The following is a 23,780-nucleotide window of genomic DNA, read 5'->3' on the forward strand; positions in this document are numbered from 1 at the left end:
GTAAGTAGTTGATACTCAATACAAAAATAACAACCTTCCAAGTTTGGGCAAGGGTGGGAAAGAATGCCTAGATAAAGGCATCTGCGTAGCATGTGACTAATCACGCTCTTCGCAGCGAAAATCATTCGCAACACACAAAGCAATTTAGTTGGACACGACTGGGCTGATCTACGGGGTGACGAGAAAGATGGTACCGTTGTGTCGTATAGTGTGCCCTGCCATTCCTGCCTAAGGCGGGTTTTTCAACCCCGCCGAAGCCTCCCGGAAGGATATGAATATCCATCCGGCGGTGAGCGATGGCATTCGCCCGCAAAAAGGCCCTAAGCCATATGCCACGTGAATCTCAGCCGAAGAGCCGGGCGTATTCGATTTTCGGGCAGCGGTTCATGATCACGGTCAGGCCCGCCGCGCGGGCGCGCTCTGCCGCCTCTTCGTTGATCACGCCGATCTGCATCCAGATCACCTTCGGCCGGGGAACAAGCGAAAGCGCCTCATCCACCACCTTTCCCGCCGCCGCGCTGTTGCGGAAGATGTCCACCATGTCCACCGGCTCAGGGATCTCCGCCAGCCGGGCGAACACCGGCGCGCCGAGCAGTTCGCCCCCCGCCAGTCCGGGATTGACCGGAAAGACCAGATAACCCTTTTCCTGCAGGAAGTGCTGCACCATGTGCGCCGGCCGCTCCGGTTTCGCCGAGGCGCCCACCAGGGCAATCGTGCGCACGCTGTTCAGAACGTGGCGCAGTGTTGCGTCATTCACCTGAGCATCCGGTCCATTCATCCCATCCGGCCCATCCGCCGCCATGCATCCCATCCGTTTTTCCCGCAAATACCGCTAAGAAGATCCCTCGCGCACCGGGCGCATCAGGCATCACGCCATTCAGGCTTGCGTTTCTCAACAAAGGCGCAGATCCCTTCCACCGCGTCCTGCAGCATCAGGTTTTCCACGATGACACCGCGCGTATAGGCATAGGCATCCTCAAGCGACATCTCCAGCTGACGGTAGAAGGCATGCTTGCCCAGCGCCACCACTTTCGCCGACTGCGCGGCAATGCGACGGGCCAGGGCCAGCGTCTCTTCCCTGAGGTTCTCCGGCGCCACCACATGATTGACAAGCCCCGCCCTTTCGGCCTCCGCCGCCGGCATCAGCCGGCCCGTCACCAAAAGCTCCAGCGCCTTCTTGCGGCCGATGTCGCGGGAAAGCGGCACCATGGGCGTTGAGCAGAACAGCCCGGCGTTGATGCCGTTCACGCCAAAGCGCGCCGTCTCCGCCGCCAGCACGATGTCGCAGCTGGCCACGAGCTGCGCTCCGGCCGCCGCCGCCACGCCCTGCACCTCGGCGATGATGATCTTCGGCCCTGCGCGCATGGCCTCCATCATCTCCGTGCAGCGGTCGAACAGGCGGATGAAAAAGGCCTTGCCGCCATCGGCATCGGCGCGATGGGCATGGATCTCCTTCAGATCATGACCGGCGCAGAACCCCTTGCCCCGCGCCGCCAGCACGATTGCGCGCACGCTGTTATCGGCAAAGGCCTGAGAGAAGGCATCATCCAGGGCCTCAATCATCGCCAGGGACAGCGCATTGTAACGCTCAGGCGCATTGAGGATCAGCCGCCGAATGCCGCCCTCCACATCCTCGCTGACAACGAGCGCCTCATCCCCTGCCGGGGCCTTTTCCGTCCGTTCGCTCATGACCTGATCCTCCTCCCTCCCTCACGGCAAACCGCCGCCCGGACCACAGCCCATGAAACACGCATCCAATGCCCTTGCGGCCACACATTACCTGCGCACCCCGCACCAATCATCGTCCATGGGGCCTCAGCGCATGTGTGCCGTGACAATCATTCCGGCGCGGGCTGGTGTGCGTCTGCTGCGCCTTCGCCTTCGGCCTCGTCAGCATCGAGCAGCTTCAGTTTCTCAGCATAGACCGGATCGGCCATGAGCGCCTTTACGACTTTCCGGTTGTTCGGCGAGGGAACGAGCACCTTGAGCATCCGCACCAGCTCCTTCTTGCGCTCTGGCGGAAAGTGCGCGTTGTTCTCAACCGCGCGGATCTGCTGCAGGATGGGCTCGTCACTTCCTGCCAGAACCGAGGAATAGGCAAATCCCAGGTTCATGATCACCAGGTTCCACTCCGCCACGTCCTTGAAACCGAAGCGGCGGATTTCTTCCTGCATTTTGCGCCCGGCCTCGGTCTTGTCGGCGAATTCCTGCAAGGTTGGATATTCCTCGATACCCTCGTCATACTTGCCGTAAACAGCCGCCAGGGCATCCAGCGCCTTCTTGGCCTTCTCCACATCGAGCTCCACCGCCGCGATGTTGGGAATATCCTCGCGGATCATCCGTTCAAGCTCGATGGCCTCCTCCAAAGAGCCAGGCGCCGGGCCAACGTTCATCTCCGGCCCTTCAAGCTCCTCCGGCGGCGGCAGGGCCGGGCCGCTCTCAGGCATTGGCCCGCCGGGAAGATCCTCGCCCGCCGGCGTATCCGGCACCAGTGGCGCAAGCCTGCCCTTGCCGCCCATGCCCTCCTGTGAACCGCCCTCGTCGATGATGCGGTCCTGATCCTTCATCGGGCGCGGCGCCGCTGCGGCCTGATGCAGCCCGCCCGGGCTTAAGGCGAACACGGCACACGCCAGGCCAAGGGCCATCACGCTTCCCGCCCGGGCACAAGCCCGCCCGCGTCGAGCCGGCGTGATCGCCTGCCGTTTCCTCCCGTTCTTCCAGCGCTTTCTCATTACGTCTTTCACGCCCCCGTTTTGCGAACGTCTGTGCAATAGCAATGACGTGCATGGCCTGCAAAGCCGGTGCCGGCCAGTGTAACGCTCCCCCGGGAAGGCGTCCAGAAAGGCCGGCAGAAGCGCCTAGGTATTATCATACCATACTGCACTCCACTCACCTCGTCATACCGGCGGAAGCCGGTATCTCGGGCAACAAATGCATGAATTTGCGGCCCGAGACCAAAGGCTTCCGCCCATGCCTGTCCAAAAAATTCAGGAAGTGTGCTGTTGCCGTCAAATCGACCGAGAAAAAAAAGACTTTCCATGAGCTGGGAGTTTGTTGTTTAACTCATTGATAAACCACAATAAAACGTCATTGCCGGGCCTTGTCCCGGCAATCCAGGGCCAAGAATGATACGGTCTTGGTGGGCAATGGCGCCCGCCAGCAGGCTTGATATGTGTCGTATGCTTTTTGATGGGAGGTTCCTCTCGAAGGATAGAGTCCCGAAGAACCAAATTTGACAGCCATCACCGCATGCTTAAAACCGCCCCTGGATGCCCGGGACACGCCCGGGCATGACGTAACTAGTTGAACTTTCATAAAAAATATCGCCTCGAAGTTTGGGCAAGGGTGGAAGCATGCCTGGATAAAGGCATCTGCCTAGCATGTGATTAATTACGCTCTTCATGGCGAAAATTATTCGCAATGCACAGAGTAATTTTTTGGAGACCAATGGGCTTCCGCCGGGGTAACGAGATAGATGGCAGTGGCGTGTTGTGTCGCGTGAGGTATTATTTTACCGTATCCTTATCCTTCTGATTAAAAAGGACAAAACGCCATCAACCCATTTTTTCTTGACCTTGCCGGTTGCTCGGCATAAAAGCGCGCCGGACGGGATGCCGCCCGTCGCATGGCTGGAAACGTAAAAAAGGGGCTGAATGAGGCCTCTTGTCATCCGGTTTTGCGCTTTGAAGACGGCATCATCAAGGGCAGACCTCAACTTCAGAGGACGGAAAAAGACCCATGAAGACCTATTCCGCCAAGCCGGGCGAGGTGGAGAAGAAATGGATCCTGATCGATGCCGAGGGCGTCGTTCTGGGTCGTCTCGCCTCCATCATCGCCACGCGCCTCAGGGGCAAGCACAAGCCCCGGTACACGCCGCATGTCGATTGCGGCGATAACATCATCGTCATCAATGCGGACAAGGTGGTGCTCACCGGCCGCAAGATGCAGAAGAAGAAGTATTACTGGCACACCGGCTATCCCGGCGGCATCAAGGAGCGCACCGCGGACAAGATGCTTACCGGCAAGCGCCCGGAGCGCGTGCTGGAGCTGGCGGTGAAGCGCATGCTGCCCAAGGGGCCGCTGGCGCGCAGGCAGCTGAAGAACCTGCGCATCTATGCCGGGCCTGAGCATCCGCATGCGGCGCAGAAGCCCGAGGTGCTCGATGTCAAGGCGCTCAATCGCAAGAACGTTCTCAGGAGGGCTGGCTGATGCCTGAGGAAACCACCACGCTTGAAAATCTTGGCGAGGCGCTGGAGCAGACCGGCGCCGCCCCGCAGGAGGAAGCGGCCCTGCCGGAGCCGGAGATCGACGAGCACGGCCGCGCCTATGCCACCGGCAAGCGCAAGAACGCCGTCGCCCGTGTCTGGATCAAGCCGGGCTCCGGCCGCATCACCGTCAACGGCAAGGACGTGGAGGAATATTTCGGGCGCGCCACATTGCGCATGATCCTGCGTCAGCCGCTGGAGGCGGTGGATCGCGTCGATCAGTACGACGTCATGTGCACGGTCACCGGCGGCGGCCTGTCCGGTCAGGCCGGTGCGGTGCGTCATGGCATCGCCCGCGCCCTGGTCAAATACGAGCCGGCGCTGCGCCCCACCCTCAAGAAGGGCGGCTTCCTCACCCGCGACGCCCGCGTCGTGGAACGCAAGAAGTACGGCAAGCGCAAGGCCCGTCGCTCCTTCCAGTTCTCCAAGCGCTAAGCGCCTAATCAACCGCCCCGCGTTCCCGCCCAAGCACTCTGCACATATACAATATCGGGTGGTTGGGCGGGGGCGCGGGGCGGTGGGTGGTGCGAAAATTCGCCTCCGGGCGAATTTTCGATTGGACTCTAAGCGGCGCTGGCCAAAAGAGGCGGCAGCGCCAGCCGCACAGGACAGACGAAAAATCGGGGCGGAAGAATGCTCTTCCGCCCCTTTCTCATGCCCGCTCCTGAAACGTCTTGGCGGCGTCATGCGACACACGCGTCGTCATACCGCAGATCAGCCGGTATCTCAGGCCACAATTACTTGAAACCTAACGCCGGAAGGATGTTGTATATCCTTCTGGAACAGTCCGGTGAGGTTTTCAACCTACAGCATTTGCATAATGATTTGTGTTTAAAAGACAAATAATTTCAAATGGTTAGAAATGCGATCATGCCACACCACATCACACACCATAAGGTCACCATCTTCCACGTCACCCCGGCGGAAGCCGGGGTCTCGGGCCGCAAACGCATGCGTTTGTGGCTTTAGATACCGGCTTTCGCCGGTATGACGATTCGGGAATTTTATAATGTGTCTCAGAATATCCAGCAGGCATATTGCTCAACCTGCTGAATTTATTTGGCATTAAGAAATATTTGAATCCCGTAGGGCTTGAACCGGGATCACCGCAATCCGGGGCCACAGGCGAGGCAGTCATGGCAGGCAATCACCCTCGCCAGCAGGGCAACAGCGCCCGCATGGCCCTTGCAAAAGGATCTCTTAAAAAGACACCGGGCTTGAATGAAATGGCCTTGCTCTTCCTGCCTGCTTTAGCTTTCGCCGTTCACCGGCCGGGCCAGGAAGGCAGGCAGCGTATCGCCGGTAAAGCCGCCGGCGGGCGCGTCAGCGGCAGGTGTGTCTTCACCTGTCTTGCCGCCGGTCTTGCCGGCCGGAGCCTGTTCCTTCTGGGGCGTAAAGGCAGCAGCGGCCGGCTTCTTCTTGCGCCGGCGGCGCCTGCGCTTCTTCTTGCGGCCGTCGCCGTCCGCCTGAGCGGCCTTTTCTGTGCTCTTGCCGGTTTCGGCGCCTGCCTTTCCTGTCTTTGAGGGCTCGCCGCCCTTCGCGCCGGCCTTTTTCGCCTTTGCCGGCTTGCGCCGCTTCTTGCGCCGGCCGGAGACCGCCGCTGCGATCTCTTCCTCCGAAGGCGCTTCGCCCTCCCAGGGAATGTCCTTGCCGATCAGCTTCTCGATGGCCACCAGCGCCTTGTAGTCCTCCGGCGTCACCAGGGTGATCGCCGTGCCCTCGCGCCCGGCGCGGCCGGTGCGCCCGATGCGGTGCACATAATCCTCCGGCGAGACCGGCACATCATAATTGAACACGTGCGAAACTTCGGGGATATCCAGCCCCCGCGCCGCCACGTCCGACGCAACAAGATAGGTGATCTCGCCGTCGCGGAACTTCTGCAGCGTCTCCAGCCGCTCGTACTGGTCCATGTCGCCATGCAGCGCCCCGGCGTTATAGCCGTGCTTGTGCAGCGACTTGGCCAGAATCTCCACCGTCTTCTTGCGGTTGGCGAAGATGATGGCGTTGCGGATGTCGTCCTTGCGTGCGTCGATCACCTCGCGCAGCTTCGCCCGCTTCGCCTTCTCCTCAACCGGCGCCATCACCAGCCGCTGATCGATGGTCTCGGCGGTGGAGGAGGGCGGCTGCGCCTGCACCGTCACCGGCAGATGCAGGAAGCGCGCGGTGAGATGCTGGATCTCCTCCGGCATGGTGGCGGAGAAGAACAGCGTCTGCCGCGTCACCGGCAGCAGCTTCACGATGCGCTCGATATCGGGGATGAAGCCCATGTCCAGCATGCGGTCGGCCTCGTCGATCACCAGGATCTCGATCCCCGTCAGCAAAAGCCGCCCGCGCTCGAAATGATCGAGAAGCCGCCCCGGCGTGGCGATCAGCACATCGGCACCACGGTCAATGATGCGCGACTGTTCGTCGAAGGACACACCGCCGATCAGCAGCGCCACCTTCAGCTTGTGTTCCTTGCCCAGAATCTTGAAAGCGTCATGAACCTGCGCCGCCAGCTCCCGCGTCGGCTCCAGGATCAGGGTGCGCGGCATGCGCGCCCGCGCCCGTCCGCGCTCCAGCCGCATGAGCATGGGCAGCACGAAGGCCGCCGTCTTGCCGGAGCCGGTCTGCGCCAGGCCCAGAACGTCCTTGCCCTCCAGCGCGGGCGGAATGGCCTGTTTCTGGATTTCCGTCGGGGTCTTGTAGCCGGCGTCGGCGACCGCTTTCAGGACCTTCTCGCTCAGGCCCAGGTCTTTGAATGTCATGGATGTGTCCGTATTGATGTTGGTCTGGATGCTGTTCTCCGCCTGATCTGTCATCGTGTGCTGCTCAAGCTTTCGCAGGCATGAGGCGAAACGCTCAATAAAACCGGGGCGTGAAAGATCAGGAGCGGATGAAAATCACGGCGCACAATGCGCGCCATGGTGGGACGCTCCGCCGCTGGCCCGATATGCGTATCGCCCCAGAAAACCCGGAAATTCACTTCCCTTCAGGATCTTGCGGGACGACATCATGAATCGCGAAAACGAAAACCCGCCGCACCACGTGCGGCAACGATGCGTCTGCCCGGAACATAGGCGGACTCCCGCCTTTGTCAAGGAAAAGCCCCGCTCTTCCTGCTCTTTGCTGCACATTCAGCGCTTGCGCACGCTGCCGAGGAAATGCCAGGCCAGCACCTTCGGCCGCGGCAGGGCGTAGAACCGTTCAATCGATTCTTCCGCAAATCCCGCATCCTTCAGCAGCGCCGGCAGATCCCGGTTCAGATGACAGCCGCCCGCGAGCTGGCGCCAGGCGGGAGTAAGCCAATCCTGCAGGCGCTGCACCCGCGGCTCTTCCGCCCGCCCGTGCTCACAGAGAAGAAGGCGCCCGCCCGGCTTCAGCACCCGGAAAAACTCGGCAAGCGCCAAACGGATGTCGGGAATGGAGCAGCCTGTATAGGTCAGCACCACCGTATCGACGCTTTCATTTTCCAAAGGCAGCGCCTCTGCGCTCTGCGCCAGAATCTCCACCGGCACCTTCGCATCCCGCGCCCGCTTGCGCGCCAGCGCCAGCAGTTTCTCGTTGGGGTCAACCCCGATCACCTGTTTCACCCGCTCCGGGTCATAATGCACAAGGTTGCGGCCGGAGCCCATGCCGGGCTCTAGAACCACGCCTTCGGCCTGCGGCACGATCCGTTCCCTGAGCCGTGTAATCGGCGGCAGGCCGCAGACGATGTCGGTCAGCGGCGAAAGCAGCATCCGGTCATAAAGCGAAGTCCTGGCCATCTCATCAGATCGGGGTCATCAGGGCGGGGAAAGGGGCTCATCCGTTTTCCGTTTTCAGACGCAAGCTTAAGACAACATGACCAAAGGCTGAAAAGATATTCATGAAATGGAATTCATGCGGCATTCCGCGACATTTCACGATATTGTGAACTTGTTACAAGACGGTCATGTTCCATCTTGATCCGGATCAAGGATCGCCCTGAACCGCTTGGGCTCAAATTGCGGCCGCCATGAGACAAAACCGGCCGCAGCAAGGCGAAGGAAAAGGGCCTGAACGGTAAAATGCAAAAGAGCGGCGGGGCGAACGGGCGGTCAGCGCCGGCTTAGAAGGCTTCTGACAGGGAAAAACGGCGCACCGCCGCAGGATCGGGGATGGAAGGGAAGGAAAGGAAGAGTGTGAAAGGCCCTGCCGAACGGGGCGAGATGGAAAATGCGCCGGATGACGCCGCTTGAACGGGGCCTTCGGGCAAAACGGGGCGGCCGGGCGCATGAAGGCGAAAGCGAAAGGGAAGAGGAACAGCGCCCTTGCGGCGTTGAAATCCGGTCAGTTCGGGGGCGGCAGGCAGAGTAAACGGACGGGGAAGGCGATGAGCACCATCGATTACAAGAAGATCTTCCGCGAAGCCATCGAGGATCTGCACAAGGAGGGGCGGTATCGCTATTTCGCCCAGCTCAGGCGCAAGTGCGGCCAGTTCCCGAAGGCCGACTATTACGACGGCAAGGGCAACGTCAAGGAAGTCACCGTCTGGTGCTCCAACGACTATCTCGGCATGGCCCAGCATCCGGAAGTGCTCAAGGCCATGCACGAGGCCATTGATGATGTCGGCGCCGGCGCCGGCGGCACCCGCAACATCGCCGGCACCTCCTGGTATCACGTGCAGCTGGAAAAGGAGCTTGCTGATCTGCACAACAAGGAGGCGGCGCTTCTGTTCAACTCCGGCTACATGGCCAATCAGGCCACGCTGTCCACGCTGGCCAGGCTGTTGCCCGGCCTGATCACCTTCTCCGATCAGCTCAATCACGCCTCCATGATCGAGGGCATCCGGCACGGCCGCGGCGACAAGGTGATCTTCAAGCACAATGACCTTGCCGATCTCGAGGAGAAGCTCAAGGCCGTGCCCATTGACCGGCCCAAGGTCATCGCCTTCGAATCCGTCTATTCCATGGACGGCGACATCGCCCCCATCGCCGAGATCTGCGATCTCGCCGAGAAATACGGGGCCATGACCTATATCGACGAGGTGCACGCGGTGGGCATGTATGGCCCGCGCGGCGGCGGCGTGGCCGAGCGCGATGGCGTGATGGACCGCATCGACATCATCGAGGGCACGCTGGCCAAGGCCTATGGCATCATGGGCGGCTATATCGCGGCCGATGCCGACATCTGCGATGCCATCCGCTCCTATGCCTCCGGCTTTATCTTCACCACCTCCCTCTCGCCGGTTCTCGCCGCCGGTGCCTGGGCTTCGGTGCGCTATCTCAAGACCTCGTCCAGGGAGCGCGAGCTGCAGCAGAAACACGCCGCCCTGCTGCGCGAGAAACTGCTGGCGCGCAATCTGCCCGTCATCGTCACGCCCAGTCACATCGTGCCGGTCATGGTCGGCGATGCCGTGCGCTGCAAGCAGCTCACCGACGCGCTCATGGACCGCTTCGACATCTATGTTCAGCCCATCAACTATCCCACCGTGCCGCGCGGCACCGAGCGCATCCGCTTAACCCCCGGGCCCATGCACGGGCCGGAGGAGATCGATGCCATGGTCGAGGCGCTGGACACCCTCTGGGACGAGCTCGCCCTGCCGCGCCGCGAAACCCGCGAGGCCGCGGAATAACAGGGCCTCTCCGCACGCATTCAAACAGCGCCCATTGCCGGAACGGGACTTCATCCCGTTCCGGAACGTTTCGGCGGGGTATGTTACCCCGCCACCCATGCCACCAACTTCGTCATACCGGCGAAAGCCGGTATCTCAAGCCACACATGCATGCGTTTGCGGCACAAGACCTAAGGCTTCTGCCCACGCCTGTCCGAGAAAATTCAGGAAGCGTGCTGTTGCCGCCAAATTGACCGAGGAAAAAAGACTTTCCATGAGCTAGGGGTTTGTTGTTTAACTTATTGATAAATCATAAGAAAATGTCATTGCCGGGCCTTGTCCCGGCAATCCAGGGCCAGGAATGAGGCGGAGTTGGAGAACGACGGCATTCGCCAGCAGGCTTAATCTGAGCCGTATGGAAAGAAAAAGCCGGAAGGGGATTGTATCCCCTTCCGGAACGTTTGGGCGGGGTATTCTACCCCGCCATCCATGCCAGCATGGATTCTGTGCCCATCCGCGCGCTCATTTTTCAAGCCAGCGGGCCAGAAGCGCGGCATGGGCCGCATCGAGCGCCGCTGCTGTTTCCGCCGTATCGGTCAGGTCCCCCTGAAGGCCGGGAATGCGCGCTTCCGGCACCGGCGCGCGGCCCAGGCGCTTCTGCCCGAAGTATTCCGCCAGCGTCAGCGCCACCGACACCGAAAGATTGAAGCTTTCCGCCATGCCCACCATCGGCAGCCAGACCAGATGATCCGCCGCCTGCGCCATGGTCTCGGAGATGCCCCGGTGCTCGTTGCCGAAAACGAAGGCAGGCCGCTCAATGGCAGAGAGATCAAGCGTCGGCAAGGGCTTCGCCGCCGGATCAACCCGGGTGGCGATCAGCGTGTATCCTGCCTCTTTCAGCGCGCGGATGGCCTTGTCCGTGCCGTGATGGATGTGAAAATCCAGCCACTTGTTGGTATGCCCGGAGGTCTTCTTGCCTTCCCGCCGCGGGTTGAAGGGCTTTTCCTGCTCGAAGATAAGATGCACCGTCTGAATGCCGAAGGCATCGCAGGAGCGAAAGGAGGCGGCGGCATTATGCGGATCGTGAATATCCTCCAGCACCACCGCGGCTGCCAGATCGCGCAGGGCCGCGATGCGCGTCAGTTTCGCTTTGCGTCGTTCCGTCACCATGGCCGCATGCATTGACAGAAGACCGCGCCCAGGTAAAGCCCCCGCCGCATATAACCAACACCCCTGAAACGCCACCACCGCTCCTTCTGAGCCACACAGCCCCGCCGGCCTTTGCGCATCATTATGCGCATCATGTGGAATAATCGCGCCCCTTTGGCCCGCATGCCCTTGTCAGAAGGGCGGCGAGAGGCCATTCATCGCAGCAAAAGCCCAAAGCCTCAGGGCGTGGGCTCATAAAGGACGGCGATGCCAGCGGCATTTTCGCAAAATATCGCTGATCTTTTCGTCCGCAGGGAATAGCCAAAGCTATTTTCAAGGGCGAAAAGTCAGCGAGATGCAGCGAAAATGGCGACCTTCAGGGGCTGGCGCGTCGGATTTTATGAGGACACACCCTAAAACAGGGAAACGATCAAGCGGCCATGAGCGCTGAATGGTATCGATACGCCGTCTATTTCTCTCCGCGAAGCGACGAACCCCTGGCCGAATTCGGCCGCCGCTGGTTCGGCTTCGATACCGAGACCCGCAAGCCGGTTGAGAACGCCTGGGACATCCCCACCGGCATCATCCGCACGCCGGCGCGCTATGGCTTTCACGCCACGCTGAAGGCTCCCTTCCGCCTGCGCCGCGGCCGCAGCGAGGCGGAGCTGTTCGCCGCCGTTGAGAATCTGGCCGCCGAACAGGCGCCCGTGCCCCTGGGCCAGCTCATCCCCAAACCCCTGGGCAGTTTCATGACCCTGCAACAGGCCCTGCCGGATGACAGGGTAGATGCGCTTGCCTTCACCTGCGTGCGTGATCTCGATCTCTTCCGCGATCCGCTCACCGAGGAGGAGCAGGATGCCATCTTCGACAAGGGCATCACCCGCCGCCAGAAGGCCAATGTCTTCACCTGGGGCTATCCTTATGTTGGCGAGGACTACGTCTTTCACATGACGCTCACCTCCATCCTCGCCCCGCAGGAACTGCCGCGCTGGCAGGAGAAGGTGATCGAATGGGGCGCGGACTATCTGCGCAAGCCCGTGACCTTGCGCGATCTGTGCATCTTTGCACAAAAGGAGCCGAAGGCACCCTTTCACCTCATCGCGCGTTTTCCCTTGCGTGGCTGAGCGCCGCCGCTTGACAGGAAAGGGGAAAGGCCGTCACCGTGCTCATGAATATTTGCGGCTGAGCGTCGCTTAAAGACCGGAACAAACAGGGAGGAAAGACAAGCCGTGCAGGAGGAAAAAAAGCCCGTCCATCATGCCCATGGCGGCCCTGATCAGCGGGACTTCATCCCGCTGGGCATTGCCGTGCTCACCGTTTCCGACACCCGCACACTTGAAGATGACCGCTCCGGCGCCGTGCTGGCCGAGCGCATCGAGAAGGCGGGACACAGGCTCATCGATCGCGCCATCGTCATCGATGACGAAAAGCTCATCCGCGAGCAGCTTCAGAAATGGCTGGCGGAAGAGGAGGTGGACGTGATCATCACCACCGGCGGCACCGGTCTCACCGGCCGCGATGTCACCATCGAGGCCGCCCGCGGCCTGTTCGAAAAGGAGATCGAGGGCTTTCAGATTGCCTTTTTCCTCGTCTCCTGGCCGAAGATCGGCACCTCCGCCATGCAGTCGCGCGCAACCGGCGGCGTCGCCCAGGGCAAATACATCTTCTGCCTGCCCGGCTCTCCCGGCGCCTGCAAGGACGGCTGGGACGAGCTGCTCGTCAAGCAGCTCGATTATCGCACCCGCCCCTGCAATTTCGTGGAAATTCTCCCGCGGCTCGATGAACACCTGCGCCGCACATAGCGCCCGAATCCTCAAGCAGGACGAATGTAAGGGCAATTGAATCTTCACATTTCATGATGGCCCGCATCCGTCCGCGCATATGATGTTTCCGGAAGCTGTCCGGCTTTCCATCAGCTGCCGGTCTGCAAAAGCCCGCATATTCCCTGCTTGACAGGTTCGGGGCGTGCTGCACACCATGCCGGCATGATTGATCCGGCCCAGAATGACGAAAATGACGCGCCCGAGGCCATCGCCGCGCGGAAAGGCGCCTTGCGTCAGAATCTGCGTGGAGCGCGGGCGATGATGGCGCATGCGGCCGGCCCGCTGGCGGCGCGGCGCATTGCCGAGCGGGGCCTCGCCCTGTTGCGCCGGCTAGCCGTGCCTGAGGGCGCGGTGGTGGCCGGGTATCATGCCGTGGGCCAGGAGCTGGATGTCATCCCGCTGTTGCGTGCCCTTGATCAGGCCGGTTTCATCACCGCCCTGCCGGTGGTGCCGGAGGAAACGGGGCCGCTTCTGTTTCATCGCTGGCGGCCGGGCGAGCCGTTGAAGGAAGGGCGTTTCGCCGTGCCCGTGCCGGCATTTGCGGCGCCGGTGACGCCGCAGGTGGTCATCGTGCCGCTGCTGGGGTTCGACAGGCGCGGCTTTCGTCTTGGCCAGGGCGGCGGACATTATGACCGCACCCTTGCCCATCTGCGCGCAAACGGCGATATCGTCGCCATCGGCGCGGCCTATTCCGGTCAGGAGCTCGACAGGGTGCCGCGCGAGGCCCATGATGCGCCGCTGGACTGGATCCTTACCGATCGCGAGACGATCGGCCCCTTCACAGACGGCGCCTGAGGGCCTATCCCTGCCGGGATCGGGGGCGATCCCTTGCGGTCTCATGGGCAGAAGTATCGCAGCGCGCTGCCCTTTCTGCGGCAGGGCGATCGCCTCCAGCGGCAAGGATATGGTCCTGAAACGATGCGCATACTGTTTCTTGGAGACGTGGTCGGACGCGCAGGGCGCCGGGCGGTCATCGATGCGCTGCCAGGCCTGCGCGCACAGCTGAAGGCCGATTTCGTCATCGTCAACGGCGAGAATGCCGCCGGCGGCTTTGGCATCACCGAAGCGATCTGTGCGGAATTGTTCGACGCCGGTGCGGATGTGATCACCACGGGCAATCACGCTTTCGATCAGCGCGAAGTGCTGAGCTATCTCGAACGGGAACCCAGGCTGTTGCGGCCGCTCAATCTGCCGCCTGAAGTGCCGGGGCGCGGTTCCGGCCTGTTCGAGACGCAGGACGGGCGGCGCGTGCTCGTGCTGGCGCCGATGGGGCAGGTGTCGATGCATCCCTTGCCGGACAATCCCTTCCTCGCCGTGGATCGGGAACTTGCCGCCTGTCCGCTGGGCGAGGGCGCCGATGCCATTGTCGTGGACATGCATGCGGAGGCCACATCGGAAAAGATGGCCATGGGCCATTTCTGCGATTCGCGGGTCTCGCTGGTGGTGGGCACCCATACGCATGTGCCGACGGCCGATGAGCACATCCTGCCGGGCGGCACCGCCTATATAACGGACGCCGGCATGTGCGGCGACTACAACTCGGTGATCGGCATGGAGAAGGACGAGCCGTTGAACCGCTTCGTGCACAGGCTTGCGCGCGGGCGCTTTTCGCCGGCCATGGGGGAGGTGACGATTTGCGGGATCCTGGTCGAAACCGATGACCGAACCGGACTGGCGCAGAAGATCGGGGCCCTGCGTCAGGGCGGACGGCTCAATCCGGCCTGGCCGGATTTCTGATCCCTTTCAGGCGGGCCTTGGGAAGAGAATTGTATTGAATGCGATTTTTGACTTGATGGAGCAATCGCGCCATATCATACGCAAACCCGAACGATGATGGGGCCGAATGCGCGCCGGCCGCGAAGATGCGCGGGCGTGGCGCGATGTCGGCGGATTTCAGGGAACAAGACGGACGGGACAGGATCATGGCAGGGCATTCGCAGTTCAAGAACATCATGTATCGCAAGAGCCGCCAGGATGCGGCGCGCTCGAAGATGTTCGCCAAGCTTTCACGCGAGATCACGGTGGCGGCCAAGCTGGGCGGGCCCGATCCGGCCAGCAACCCGCGGCTGCGGCTGGCGATTCAGAACGCCAAGGCCCAGTCCATGCCCAAGGAGAACATCCAGCGGGCGATCAACCGCTCATCCGGCAATGATGCCGCCAATTACGAGGAAATTCGCTACGAGGGCTATGGGCCGGGAGGTGTGGCCTTCATCGTGGAGGCGCTGACCGACAACCGCAACCGCACCGCTTCCTCCGTGCGCGCCGCCTTTACCAAGCATGGCGGCAGCCTGGGGGAAACGGGCTCGGTGTCGTTCATGTTCGATCGCGTCGGCGAGATCCGCTACAAGCCGGAGGTGGCCGATGCCGATGCGGTGATGGAGGCGGCAATCGAGGCGGGCGCGGATGATGTGGTCTCCGATGAAAACGGCCATCTCATCTATTGCGCCTTCGAGGACATGCACGCCGTTTCCCAGGCGCTGACCGAAAGCCTCGGCGAGCCGGAATCGGTGAAGGCCATCTGGAAGCCGAAGACGACAACCCCCGTGGACGAGGAGAAGGCGGCCAGCGTGCTCAAGCTCATCCAGACGCTGGAGGATGACGATGACGTGCAGAACGTCTATGCCAATTTCGAAGTCTCCGATGAGGTGATGAAGAAGCTCACCGCCGCCTGATGGATGCGAAGGCCGTTTTCTGATCCGGCCAATGCGCGCTTATGCCGGAGTGAGCGAGCATGCATGATGTGAGAAGGGCCAGAAAGGCACGAGAGCGGCATTCAGAATGGGCATTTGCCCTTGTCCTCCCCCTGACAGGGGGAGGACGGCGTGAAGCGCCGGGTGGGGGCGGGCCCTATGAGGTTCACATATCTCTTAATGCCAAACAGATTCAGTAGGTAAAGCAACATACTAATTGGATGTTTTGGAACGCATTACATGACACTCCCATCGTCATACCGGCGAAAGCCGGTATCTAAGGCCAGTTACTCATGCGTTTGTGGCACGAGACCCCGGCTTTCGCCGGGGTGACGAGAAAAATGGCGACGTTGTGTCGTGTAGAGCAACTCATGGAAAGTCTTTTTTCCTCGGTCGGTTTGACGGCAACATCATGCTTCCTGATTTCCTCGGACAGGCGTGGGCATACGTCGGTATGACGATATAAGCGTCATATAGCATGGGGATGCGCCCCATCCGGCCGGAGAAGGGGCAGAGGCGATGATGTTTGAAGCCGTCCGTTTTGGCGGGCGGCTTTTTTCCTGGCCGGGCAGGGAAAGGTGAGAGCGGCTCAATCCGAGGAATGGCCGCCGAAGGCTTGTACCAGGCGGGCCATGTGATCGGCGAGAGGATGGGTGGCGGGCGGTTGGGTGCGGGTGCGGATCATCTCATCGAGCCGGGCGATGCGTTCATGAAGGCGATGGCTGCGACGGATGAGATCGCTCAATCCCTCCGGGAGCATGGCGAGGGTCTCTTCATCCGGCTCGGCAAGATCGTCCAGCGAGACCTGGTTCTGTTCTTCCAGCGCCGCCTCCTCGGAAAGCTCGCCGGCGCTGACCGCCTTCTGCAGAAGAAGCCAGGAGGCCAGCTGCATGAGGCGGGTGGTCAGGCGCATGCTCTCGGTGGCATAGGCAAGAGCGGCGGCGCGCTCCAGCCGGCGGGCCTCCTGCCGGCCGGGACCGTCCAGATAATCGGCGGTCTCTTCCACAAGGGTCATGCCTTCCTGAAACACGTCGGCGAACTGGCTTGAAGCGGTGAACCGGCGCATGAAGTTGACGAGCTTGTCGTTTTCGCCGTCGTGCCTGGTCTCGCGATCGGTCATCTGCATGTCCCCCATGATGTGATCCCACGCATGATGCGGGCAAAGGCCGCACTGGTCAATACTGATACACCCCCGTTTCTTGCCAGAACGTGACAGCAAGAACCGGGCCAGAGCGCAAGGCACAGAAAAAAAGCCGCGCACAAGGCGCGGCTTGAAGTCTAACAGGGAGGCGTCAAACAGAGTGGACAGGAGCCACTCGGAAGAAATCCAGATGACCGGATTACGTTAACCATGTATGACGCATTACCGTTACCAAAAGGTTAACGAAATTCATTTTTCCTGCCTAAAAGTTGCAAAGGCTTTCATGCCCGGCGAAACACAGGCGAGGGGCAGTCTTTTTGCCTCTTCTATTCCGATCAGAATCAGGAGGCTGCCTTGACAAGACGGGCGGCGAAGAAGCCGTCCATGGTGTGCGCCGAACCGATGCGATAATGGGGCAGGGTGCGCAATGTGCCTTCTTCGGTGATTGCGTGTTCAATTCCGGGCAATTCGTCAGGGTTGATGGGCTGCAAGGAGACGTCGCCCTTGTGCTCGGCAAGAAAGCGCGCGATCTGCTCCTCTCCTTCCTCCGGCTGCAGGGAGCAGACGCAATAGACGAGCATGCCGCCGGGCTTGAGCATGGCAAGAGCGGCATTCAGCATGCGGCGCTGAAGCGTGACGAGTTCTTGCTGCTGCTTAAGCGTTTTCAGCCACAGCACTTCCGGGTGACGCCGCGCGGTCCCGGTGGCGGTGCAGGGCGCGTCGAGAAGAATGGCATCGAAAGGTAGCGGCGGCGTCCAGCGCAAGGCATCGGCGCACACGATCTCGGCGGAGAGATCAAGGCGGCTGAGGTTTTCGCGCAGGCGTTCAAGCCGTTTTTCCGAGATGTCGAGCGCCGTGACCTTTGCCCCGGCGGCGGCAAGCTGCGCCGTTTTGCCCCCGGGGGCGGCGCAGAGATCCAGTACGGTGCGGCCCCGCACATCGCCGAACAGGCGGGCGGGCAAGGCCGCGGCAGCATCCTGCACCCACCAGGCTCCTTCCGCAAAACCGGGCAGTGCGGGCACGGGGCTTTCGGGATGTGGGATGCGCAATGTCCCGGTGGGCAGAACGGTGGCGTTTAAGCGCGCGGCCCACTCTTCGGCGGATTCGGGATCCTTCAGCGTGAGATCGAGCGGCGGCTCTTCCATCACCGCCTGCATGATGGCGCGGGTGCCCTGACTGCCCCAGGCCCGGGTCCAGATGGTGTGCAGCCAGTCGGGCAGGTTCAGGCGGGCTGGATCCTGTTCTGCCAGCAACGAATCCCGTACCCCCGCCAGGCGACGCAAAACGGCGTTGACCAGCCCGGCAAGATGGCGGGTGGCCGGTCGCGCCCGGGCCAGGGTGACGGCAAGGTCGATAACGGCGTGATCGGGCGTGCGCATGAACAGGATCTGGGCGGCGGCCGTATGCAAAAGGGCGCGCACCCAGCCGGCCTTGCGCGGCAAAGGGCGCGTGATGAAGCGGGAGAGCGCGGCCCGGATCTGACCATGATGTTTCAGCGCAGTGCGCACGATGCGCTCGGTGAGGGCCCGGTCCTGTCGTGGCAGGCGGGACAGCGCAGCGTCCGCGCGGGCAAGCGCGACATCGAGCATCTGCCCCTCTTCCATCACCTGCTCCCACAAACGGGCGGCAAGCCGCCGCGGCGGCAGGCCCGCGCCCGGCTGACGGGCGGATGCGGAAGCCGCGGCCCGTGCATGCATCACCGATGCTCTGGCGCGGCGGCGGGGATGGGCGGATTTCGGGCGTGTGGTCATGAACAGGCGCTCATCCCCAGGGGCCGCGGCGACGATTGGTCTGTGACCAGGGGCCGGCATGACCACGGCGGGCAGCATGATCTGCGCCTGCGTCCCTGACGGCGGAAGCCCCGGCGTTGCGCGAGGCGGGGTCGCTCATGCCCATCTCGCGCGCCAGCTCCAGAAGGGCGGCGATCCTGTTTTCGGTGTTGGGATGGGTGGAAAAGAGATTGTCCATGCCCTGACCGGAGAGGGGATTGACGATGAAGAGATGGGCGGTTTCCGGATGTTCCTCCACGCGCGGATTGGGAATGTGCGCGGCCGCATCAGCGATCTTCTTTAAGGCCGAGATAAGGCCATACGGGTTGCCGGCGATCATGGCACCCTCGCGGTCGGCGGCATATTCCCGCGTGCGCGAAATGGCCATCTGCACCAGCATGGCCGCCAGCGGCGCCAGAATCATCATCAGCAGCGTGCCCACGAAGCCGAGCGGATTGTTGCGGTCGCGCCCGCCGAGAAAGAAGGCGAAGTTGGCGAGCATGGAAATGGCGCCGGCGATGGTGGCGGTGATGGTCATGATCAGGGTGTCGCGATTCTTGATATGCGCCAGCTCATGCGCAATGACACCCGCCAGCTCATCCCGGTTCAGCATGTGCAGAAGCCCGGTGGTGACGGCAACAGCCGCATGCTGCGGATCCCGCCCGGTGGCGAAGGCATTGGGCTGATCGGTGTGGATGATATAGACCTTCGGCATGGGCAGGCCGGCCCGCCGCGCAAGGGAGGCAACAAGGGCATACAGCTCCGGCGCCGAGGATTCATCGACCGGCTCCGCCCCGGTCATGGAGAGCACCATCTTGTCCGAGTTCCACCAGGAGAAGATGTTCATGCCCAGCGAAAAGAGCAGGGCGATGAGCAGGCCCGTCTGACCGCCGAGGAGATAGCCCATGCCCAGAAACAGGGCGGTCAGGGCCGCCAGCAGGAATGTCGTCTTCAGATAGTTCATGGCCGTTCCGGCGAGTTTCTCTCCACGATCCGCATGATAAGCCGTGCACTTTCGCCTCTGGCGATTATGCACGCGCGAGGCATCCACATGCGCTCACAGTGTATGCCAAATATCGTGCCTTCGCCTTTTCCGGGCAAGGGGCGGAGATATGACGGTTCGGTAAGATTGCCTCGCATCTGTCATAAACACCCTGCCGGAACGGGATTGTATCCCGTTCCGGAACGTTTCGGCGGGGTTTGAAAATTCCGCCACACACTACACGACACATATACCGTCATACCGTAGATCAGCCGGTATCTCAGGCCACAAGCGCATGAGTTTACGGCACAAGACCCCGGCTTTCGCCGGGGTGACGAGAAAGATGGCGACGTTGTGTCGTGTAGTGTGATTCCGCCAACTGTTCCGGAAGGATATGCACTATCCTTCCGGCGTGGGTTTTTCCGGAGCAAGGCGCCGAAGCCTGCCTGCGGTGCGCGCGCCCCTCAGGGTTGATCGCCGCCGTGGAAGGGCCGGCGCGGGGCGCTTCCTGTGCGCTTCTCCGGCAGATATTCCACCGACGGCAGGGCGCGTGTCGGCTGCGGATAGAGGCTCATGAGCTCGTAGATGGCCTGGGGCATGTCCGTGGTCACGGGCAGGCCGAGCTCCTTGGCCTCATCGGGCAGAATGGGATAGTCGTGCGTCCAGCGCCCCTCAGAGAGGGTGCGGGCGATCTCTTTGGCCTTCTTGTCGTCCATCTTGCCCTGAAGCAGATACTCCGCGGTGCGCTTCACCTGCGCGATGGCCTTCTTGGAAACATCGGCGAGGATGAGGGTCTGGTCCTCGATATCCTTGACCTGCTTCTGTTCCGTCACCTTGAGCACGGAAGCAGCGGGCGTCTGGCCCAGCTGCGGATCGATGGGGCCGAGCACCGCATGCGGACTCATGCAGATCTCATCGGCAGCGAGCGCAATCAGCGTGCCGCCGCTCATGGCGTAATGCGGCACGAAGACGGTGGTCTTGGCCGGATGGCTTTTCAGGGCGCGGGCGATCTGTGTGGCCGCCAGAACCAGGCCGCCGGGCGTGTGCAGAATGATGTCCAGCGGCACATTGTCGTCGGTGAGCTGAATGGCGCGGATCACCTCCTCGGAATCCTCGATGTTGATGAAGCGCATGATGGGAAAGCCCAGCAGGCTCATGGTCTCCTGACGATGAACGAGGAGGATGACCCGGCTGCCGCGTGCCTTCTCGATCTCGGCGATCTTGCGCTGGCGCATGGCCTCCATCAGCTTCTTCTGAATCACGGGCTGCAAGGCCGAGAAGATGAAGAACAGCCAGAACAGATCCATGAACGTCATGACATATGGCTCCCTGTCGCGAGCGGCGCACGGGCGATCAAGAACAAGCCCTTCGCCATCATAGGTGATTCGTCACAGAGGTGATCAGCCCCAGGGGCCTCGCTTGCGGCTGCCGTCCGGACAGCAGCCAAAGACGCCTTCGTCCGCCTGCAGCGGGCGGTAGCGCCGGCCTTCGCGCCCCCAGATGCCGGCGGCGAACCAGCCGACGATGAACCCGCCGATATGCGCCCACCAGGCCACGCCGCCGGCCTGGGGATGGGCGCTTAGGCTCGCCATGCCCTGAATGAGCTGGCTGACGAACCAGATGGTGGCGAAGGCCACGGCGGGCAGATCGAAGAAAAGAGGATAGAAGAAGATGGGCACGAGGACCACCACGCTCGAACGCGGAAACAGCCGCATGTAAGCGCCGGTGACGCCGGCGATGGCGCCGGAGGCGCCGATGGCGGGCAGCGTGGAGGTGGGGTTCATCCAGGCGTGGGCGAAGGAGGCGCCAATGCCACAGAGAAGATAGAAGATCACATAGGGCACATGGCCCATGCGGTCTTCCACGGCGGGACCGAAGATGTAGAGCGTCCACATGTTGAAGACGAGGTGAAGCAGGCCGCCGTGCAGAAAGGTGTTGGTGAGGAAGGGCAGGAGGGTATTGGGCGGCAGGCCGTGGGCCTCGCCCCAGCCGGGCACGAAATAGCGGGCGGGCACCAGCCCCCAGGTATTGAGAAACTGGCGCAGGGCCGGTTCGCCGCCGGCGGCGAACCAGGACATCTCCCAGATGTAGGCCAGCACGTTGAGCGCGATCAGCGCCCAGGTGGCAAACGCCGGATAACGCGTGGCCACGGTGGTGGAAATCGGAAACACGGCGCGCTTCCCCGTTGCGAGCTATCTTTGCCTTAGAGCCCATGCCCTGCCCGATGGCCTAAGGCGCAACCCAGTCCTTGAGCGTGAGCCTAGCAGGGGCACGGCGCTTGGCAAGAACGCATGATCAGTTTTCTGATTCATCCGACACAAAAGGGCGATTGCGCGCACGCTCTTTCGGCGTTCAAGGGGCCAGGCGATAGCCGCCGGATTCGGTGAGCAGGATCTCGGCGCGGGAGGGTTCCTTCTCGATCTTCTGGCGGAGGCGGTAGATGTGTGTTTCAAGCGTGTGGGTGGTCACCCCGGCGTTGTAGCCCCAGACCTCGTGCAGGAGGGTTTCGCGGGTGACGGTGCGGCCGCCGGCACGATAGAGAAACTTGAGGATGGCGGTTTCCTTCTCCGTTAGGCGGATGCGGCGGCCGTCCTCGGTAAGCAGCATTTTCTGCGCGGGCTTGAAGGTGTAGGGCCCGATGCGGAAGACGGCATCCTCGCTGTTCTCGAACTGGCGCAGGTGCGCACGCATGCGCGCCAGCAGGACGGGAAGGCGGAAGGGCTTGGTCACATAGTCATTGGCGCCGGAATCAAGCCCGAGGATGGTGTCCGCCTCGGAATCCTTGGCGGTGAGCATGATCACCGGGCCCTTGTAACCACGCCGCCGCATGATCTTGCAGACCTCGCGCCCGTCCATGTCCGGCATGTCCACATCGAGCAGAACGAGGTCGTAATGATCCTCCTCGATGGCTTTTAAGGCCTCGGTGCCGTTCTCCACGTCGCGCACCTCGAATTCCTCGTGTAGCGACAGCTGCTCCTGCAGCATCTCGCGGAGGATCTCGTCATCATCGACAATCAGGATCTTGCGGCTGTTGCCCATGGTGCGTTTCCCGTGCATGGTCTTATTCGGTCACCGGCAATCTACGACGAAGACTTCCGTTTTTCAAAAGGCCTAAGGGATGCGCACACGCATTGTTGAGCGATTGCGTCTTTTCGTGAACCCGCGCAATCCGGCGCGTGGCTGGCTGCGCTGCGGCGCATTGCACGTTCCGGCGGCCCTGGGCGAAAAGGGCGTGACGCATTTTCCGCGGGAAGGGGACAAGGCCACGCCTTGTGGCTGCTTTCGCCTGCGCACGGTGTTCTACCGGCCGGATCGGGTTGCGCGACCGGTAAGCGCCCTGCCGGTTAAGGCGATCCGCCCTGATGACGGCTGGTGCGACGATCCTGAGCATCCGCAATACAACAGGCCTGTGCGCCTTCCCTTTCCGGCCTCGGCGGAGCGGATGTGGCGCGAGGATCACCTTTATGACATCGTGGTGGTGCTGGATTTCAACATCCGCCCGCGGGTTATGGGGCGCGGCAGCGCCATCTTCTTTCACGTCGCCCGGCCCGATCTCGGCCCCACTTTGGGATGCGTGGCGATACCGGAAAAGGCAATGCGCCTTGTTCTTGCCCATTGCGGCCCGCAAACCCGCCTGTGCGTGGAACGATAACGCACCGCATTGTGAGGGCGGGGGGCTGAGGGGAGCCCGCATAAGCCGGTTTGCCCCATCATGTGTTCAGCGTGTATCATTCTATGGCCAGAACCGGGAGGAGATCATGGCCGATGTGAAAGAGAAAGCCCGGAGAACCTGGGCGCTTGAGGACGCCAGGCAGCTGTTTGGTGAGCTTATCGAGAAGGCGCGCTCGCAAGGGCCGCAGCATGTCATGATCGACGGCAAGGAGGCGGTGGTGGTGATTTCTGAAGAGGAATACAAGCGGCTGAGTAAAGACAAACCAAACTTTGTTGAATTTTTGCGCTCCTCACCCTTGAGAGGAGTAGAGCTTGAGATTGATCGGGATAATTCCTCAATGCGTGAGGTTGAGCTTTGAGCTATCTCATTGATACAAATATCATTTCCGAAGTTGTTCGCCATCGCCCAAATAAGCGCGTTATTGAGTGGCTGAAAAATACGCCAGATGAATCTTTATATATCAGTGTTTTTACTATCGCCGGAAGGATATTTTATATCCTTCCGGAACATTTCGGCGGGGGTTCCAACCCCGCCTAAAGCATGGGGAGCGGGGTAATATACCCCGCCAAAACGTTCCGGAACGGGATAAAATCCCGTTCCGGCATTTTTTCTATACGGTCAAATCAAGCCTGCTGACGGGCGCCATCGGCCACTAAAACCGTATCGTTCTTGGCCCTGGATTGCCAGAACAAGTCCGGTAATGACGTATTCCTGTGGTTTATCAATGAGTTAAA

The 23,780-nt window shown here is 61.6% G+C and carries 21 protein-coding genes and 1 pseudogene; 10 read left to right on the forward strand and 12 right to left on the reverse strand.

Annotated elements, in window-relative coordinates:
• Nucleotides 1-346: 346 nt before the first annotated feature.
• The 3 genes and pseudogenes from EK16_RS10110 to EK16_RS10120 all read right to left on the reverse strand — a co-directional run.
• Nucleotides 347-802, reverse strand: a pseudogene (locus EK16_RS10110) (CoA-binding protein); the annotation flags it as partial.
• Nucleotides 803-861: 59 nt separating this feature from the next.
• Nucleotides 862-1,689: an enoyl-CoA hydratase gene (locus EK16_RS10115; RefSeq protein ID WP_051929242.1), complete on the reverse strand. Its 828-nt coding sequence runs from the start codon at nt 1,687-1,689 to the stop codon at nt 862-864.
• 149 nt (nt 1,690-1,838) lie between these two features.
• The gene (locus EK16_RS10120) at nt 1,839-2,645 is read right to left on the reverse strand and encodes a hypothetical protein (RefSeq protein ID WP_038036753.1); all 807 of its coding nucleotides are present in this window, start codon (nt 2,643-2,645) and stop codon (nt 1,839-1,841) included.
• Nucleotides 2,646-3,738: 1,093 nt separating this feature from the next.
• On the opposite strand from EK16_RS10120, the gene rplM reads away from it, so the two are divergent.
• Together rplM and rpsI are read left to right on the forward strand one after the other, a co-directional pair.
• On the forward strand, nt 3,739-4,209 hold the full coding sequence (gene rplM / locus EK16_RS10125) for a 50S ribosomal protein L13 (protein ID WP_038036754.1): 471 nt from the start codon (nt 3,739-3,741) through the stop codon (nt 4,207-4,209).
• Complete coding sequence (gene rpsI, locus EK16_RS10130; RefSeq protein WP_038036755.1) at nt 4,209-4,700, forward strand: 30S ribosomal protein S9; 492 nt, start codon at nt 4,209-4,211, stop codon at nt 4,698-4,700. Before rplM ends, rpsI begins: the two co-directional genes overlap by 1 nt.
• Nucleotides 4,701-5,515: 815 nt before the next feature.
• Here the strand turns inward: rpsI and EK16_RS10135 are convergent.
• Nucleotides 5,516-7,012 carry a DEAD/DEAH box helicase gene (locus tag EK16_RS10135; RefSeq protein WP_038036901.1) on the reverse strand — a complete coding sequence of 499 codons (1,497 nt, stop codon included), beginning with the start codon at nt 7,010-7,012 and terminating at the stop codon, nt 5,516-5,518.
• 369 nt (nt 7,013-7,381) lie between these two features.
• On the reverse strand, nt 7,382-8,011 hold the full coding sequence (locus EK16_RS10140; RefSeq protein ID WP_038036757.1) for a class I SAM-dependent methyltransferase: 630 nt from the start codon (nt 8,009-8,011) through the stop codon (nt 7,382-7,384).
• A 596-nt stretch (nt 8,012-8,607) separates the two neighbouring features.
• Between EK16_RS10140 and hemA the strand changes: the two genes are divergently transcribed.
• Nucleotides 8,608-9,840: a 5-aminolevulinate synthase gene (gene hemA, locus EK16_RS10145; protein ID WP_038036903.1), complete on the forward strand. Its 1,233-nt coding sequence runs from the start codon at nt 8,608-8,610 to the stop codon at nt 9,838-9,840.
• A 501-nt stretch (nt 9,841-10,341) separates the two neighbouring features.
• Here hemA and EK16_RS10150 read toward each other — a convergent pair.
• Nucleotides 10,342-10,989 carry a TrmH family RNA methyltransferase gene (locus EK16_RS10150; protein WP_197059676.1) on the reverse strand — a complete coding sequence of 216 codons (648 nt, stop codon included), beginning with the start codon at nt 10,987-10,989 and terminating at the stop codon, nt 10,342-10,344.
• A 419-nt stretch (nt 10,990-11,408) separates the two neighbouring features.
• Here EK16_RS10150 and EK16_RS10155 point away from each other — a divergent pair, with 419 nt between their 5' ends.
• The 5 genes from EK16_RS10155 to EK16_RS10175 all read left to right on the forward strand — a co-directional run bounded on the left by EK16_RS10155 (nt 11,409) and on the right by EK16_RS10175 (nt 15,463).
• Entirely contained in the window at nt 11,409-12,092 is a 684-nt protein-coding gene (locus EK16_RS10155; RefSeq protein ID WP_051929244.1) for a DUF1045 domain-containing protein, read from the forward strand.
• A gap of 105 nt (nt 12,093-12,197) precedes the next feature.
• The gene (gene moaB, locus EK16_RS10160; RefSeq protein WP_051929245.1) at nt 12,198-12,770 is read left to right on the forward strand and encodes a molybdenum cofactor biosynthesis protein B; all 573 of its coding nucleotides are present in this window, start codon (nt 12,198-12,200) and stop codon (nt 12,768-12,770) included.
• Between the two features lie 183 nt (nt 12,771-12,953).
• Nucleotides 12,954-13,586, forward strand: coding sequence for a 5-formyltetrahydrofolate cyclo-ligase (locus EK16_RS10165; RefSeq protein WP_038036759.1), 633 nt, complete (start codon nt 12,954-12,956; stop codon nt 13,584-13,586).
• Between the two features lie 123 nt (nt 13,587-13,709).
• Nucleotides 13,710-14,528, forward strand: a complete 819-nt coding sequence (locus EK16_RS10170) for a TIGR00282 family metallophosphoesterase (RefSeq protein ID WP_038036761.1) — start codon at nt 13,710-13,712, stop codon at nt 14,526-14,528.
• A 185-nt stretch (nt 14,529-14,713) separates the two neighbouring features.
• Nucleotides 14,714-15,463: a YebC/PmpR family DNA-binding transcriptional regulator gene (locus tag EK16_RS10175; protein ID WP_038036762.1), complete on the forward strand. Its 750-nt coding sequence runs from the start codon at nt 14,714-14,716 to the stop codon at nt 15,461-15,463.
• A gap of 607 nt (nt 15,464-16,070) precedes the next feature.
• Here EK16_RS10175 and EK16_RS10180 read toward each other — a convergent pair.
• The 6 genes from EK16_RS10180 to EK16_RS10205 all read right to left on the reverse strand — a co-directional run bounded on the left by EK16_RS10180 (nt 16,071) and on the right by EK16_RS10205 (nt 22,412).
• Complete coding sequence (locus EK16_RS10180) at nt 16,071-16,616, reverse strand: protease adaptor protein RcdA (protein ID WP_038036763.1); 546 nt, start codon at nt 16,614-16,616, stop codon at nt 16,071-16,073.
• A gap of 347 nt (nt 16,617-16,963) precedes the next feature.
• Nucleotides 16,964-18,373 (reverse strand): RsmB/NOP family class I SAM-dependent RNA methyltransferase, encoded by a 1,410-nt coding sequence (locus tag EK16_RS10185; protein ID WP_038036911.1) that lies wholly within the window; start codon nt 18,371-18,373, stop codon nt 16,964-16,966.
• A 10-nt stretch (nt 18,374-18,383) separates the two neighbouring features.
• Nucleotides 18,384-19,355 carry a zinc metalloprotease HtpX gene (gene htpX, locus EK16_RS10190; RefSeq protein WP_081910475.1) on the reverse strand — a complete coding sequence of 324 codons (972 nt, stop codon included), beginning with the start codon at nt 19,353-19,355 and terminating at the stop codon, nt 18,384-18,386.
• A gap of 482 nt (nt 19,356-19,837) precedes the next feature.
• On the reverse strand, nt 19,838-20,689 hold the full coding sequence (locus tag EK16_RS10195) for an SDH family Clp fold serine proteinase (RefSeq protein ID WP_038036764.1): 852 nt from the start codon (nt 20,687-20,689) through the stop codon (nt 19,838-19,840).
• Nucleotides 20,690-20,773: 84 nt separating this feature from the next.
• Nucleotides 20,774-21,544, reverse strand: coding sequence for a rhomboid family intramembrane serine protease (locus EK16_RS10200; protein ID WP_038036765.1), 771 nt, complete (start codon nt 21,542-21,544; stop codon nt 20,774-20,776).
• A gap of 181 nt (nt 21,545-21,725) precedes the next feature.
• Nucleotides 21,726-22,412 (reverse strand): response regulator transcription factor, encoded by a 687-nt coding sequence (locus EK16_RS10205; protein ID WP_038036915.1) that lies wholly within the window; start codon nt 22,410-22,412, stop codon nt 21,726-21,728.
• A gap of 79 nt (nt 22,413-22,491) precedes the next feature.
• Here EK16_RS10205 and EK16_RS10210 point away from each other — a divergent pair, with 79 nt between their 5' ends.
• Nucleotides 22,492-23,025, forward strand: a complete 534-nt coding sequence (locus EK16_RS10210) for a L,D-transpeptidase family protein (protein ID WP_038036766.1) — start codon at nt 22,492-22,494, stop codon at nt 23,023-23,025.
• A gap of 106 nt (nt 23,026-23,131) precedes the next feature.
• Nucleotides 23,132-23,404, forward strand: a complete 273-nt coding sequence (locus EK16_RS10215; RefSeq protein ID WP_051929246.1) for a type II toxin-antitoxin system prevent-host-death family antitoxin — start codon at nt 23,132-23,134, stop codon at nt 23,402-23,404.
• The last annotated feature ends 376 nt before the right edge of the window (nt 23,405-23,780 follow it).

It is taken from the genome of Thermopetrobacter sp. TC1 (assembly GCF_000746275.1).
Lineage (GTDB): Bacteria > Pseudomonadota > Alphaproteobacteria > Rhizobiales > Aestuariivirgaceae > Thermopetrobacter.

What these genes read in the sequence shown, in the direction of transcription:
- EK16_RS10115 (WP_051929242.1), bottom strand. Translation starts at nt 1,689, where the DNA reads ATGAGCGAACGGACGGAAAAGGCCCCGGCAGGGGATGAGGCGCTCGTT.
- EK16_RS10120 (WP_038036753.1), bottom strand. Translation starts at nt 2,645, where the DNA reads ATGGCCCTTGGCCTGGCGTGTGCCGTGTTCGCCTTAAGCCCGGGCGGG.
- rplM (WP_038036754.1), top strand. Translation starts at nt 3,739, where the DNA reads ATGAAGACCTATTCCGCCAAGCCGGGCGAGGTGGAGAAGAAATGGATC.
- rpsI (WP_038036755.1), top strand. Translation starts at nt 4,209, where the DNA reads ATGCCTGAGGAAACCACCACGCTTGAAAATCTTGGCGAGGCGCTGGAG.
- EK16_RS10135 (WP_038036901.1), bottom strand. Translation starts at nt 7,012, where the DNA reads ATGACATTCAAAGACCTGGGCCTGAGCGAGAAGGTCCTGAAAGCGGTC.
- EK16_RS10140 (WP_038036757.1), bottom strand. Translation starts at nt 8,011, where the DNA reads ATGGCCAGGACTTCGCTTTATGACCGGATGCTGCTTTCGCCGCTGACC.
- EK16_RS10150 (WP_197059676.1), bottom strand. Translation starts at nt 10,989, where the DNA reads ATGGTGACGGAACGACGCAAAGCGAAACTGACGCGCATCGCGGCCCTG.
- EK16_RS10155 (WP_051929244.1), top strand. Translation starts at nt 11,409, where the DNA reads ATGAGCGCTGAATGGTATCGATACGCCGTCTATTTCTCTCCGCGAAGC.
- EK16_RS10165 (WP_038036759.1), top strand. Translation starts at nt 12,954, where the DNA reads ATGATTGATCCGGCCCAGAATGACGAAAATGACGCGCCCGAGGCCATC.
- EK16_RS10170 (WP_038036761.1), top strand. Translation starts at nt 13,710, where the DNA reads ATGCGCATACTGTTTCTTGGAGACGTGGTCGGACGCGCAGGGCGCCGG.
- EK16_RS10175 (WP_038036762.1), top strand. Translation starts at nt 14,714, where the DNA reads ATGGCAGGGCATTCGCAGTTCAAGAACATCATGTATCGCAAGAGCCGC.
- EK16_RS10180 (WP_038036763.1), bottom strand. Translation starts at nt 16,616, where the DNA reads ATGGGGGACATGCAGATGACCGATCGCGAGACCAGGCACGACGGCGAA.
- EK16_RS10185 (WP_038036911.1), bottom strand. Translation starts at nt 18,373, where the DNA reads ATGACCACACGCCCGAAATCCGCCCATCCCCGCCGCCGCGCCAGAGCA.
- htpX (WP_081910475.1), bottom strand. Translation starts at nt 19,355, where the DNA reads ATGAACTATCTGAAGACGACATTCCTGCTGGCGGCCCTGACCGCCCTG.
- EK16_RS10195 (WP_038036764.1), bottom strand. Translation starts at nt 20,689, where the DNA reads ATGACGTTCATGGATCTGTTCTGGCTGTTCTTCATCTTCTCGGCCTTG.
- EK16_RS10205 (WP_038036915.1), bottom strand. Translation starts at nt 22,412, where the DNA reads ATGGGCAACAGCCGCAAGATCCTGATTGTCGATGATGACGAGATCCTC.
- EK16_RS10210 (WP_038036766.1), top strand. Translation starts at nt 22,492, where the DNA reads ATGCGCACACGCATTGTTGAGCGATTGCGTCTTTTCGTGAACCCGCGC.
- EK16_RS10215 (WP_051929246.1), top strand. Translation starts at nt 23,132, where the DNA reads ATGGCCGATGTGAAAGAGAAAGCCCGGAGAACCTGGGCGCTTGAGGAC.